Source organism: Gillisia xinjiangensis (genome assembly GCF_046298265.1).
In the GTDB taxonomy this organism is placed as follows: Bacteria; Bacteroidota; Bacteroidia; order Flavobacteriales; family Flavobacteriaceae; genus Gillisia; species Gillisia xinjiangensis.
In genome coordinates, this window is sequence record NZ_JBKAHK010000119.1 from 1 (window position 1) to 528 (window position 528).

Consider the following 528-nt stretch of genomic DNA (forward strand, 5'->3'; position numbering starts at 1 on the left):
GGCATGCGGCGCGTTTCCAGGCCCACAGTGAGCTCGCGCGGATCGACGTAATCGTACTCGATGGCGTAGCCCGGCTGCAGCATCCGCGCCTGTTCCAGGCCAGGAATGGTCTTCAGCAAGGCAGCCTGTACATCCTCTGGCAGCGAGGTGGAGATGCCGTTCGGATAGACGGTCGGATCGTCTAGGCCTTCGGGCTCCAGAAAAATCTGGTGCTGCCCGCGCTCGGCGAAGCGCACCACCTTGTCCTCGATCGAGGGGCAGTAACGCGGCCCCGTCGATTCGATCTGGCCGGAATAAAGCGGCGCCCGATGGAGGTTCTCTCGGATCAGCGCGTGGCCCGCCGCCGTCGTATGGGTGATGTGGCAGGCAATCTGCGGCTGGGTGATCGCCGTCAGGCTGGAGAAGGGCTCCGGCGGCATATCGCCGGGTTGCGCCTGCAATCCGCCATACTCGATGGTGCGGCCGTCCAGGCGCGGCGGCGTTCCGGTCTTCAGGCGCCCAAGCGCGAAGCCGGCGCGCTCCAAGGTC

The 528-nt window shown here is 66.1% G+C and carries 1 protein-coding gene; it reads right to left on the reverse strand.

Annotated features, from left to right (window positions below):
* On the reverse strand, positions 1-528 hold a 528-nt coding region (locus tag ACKGJN_RS16785), incomplete at both ends, for an FAD-dependent oxidoreductase (protein WP_409540714.1).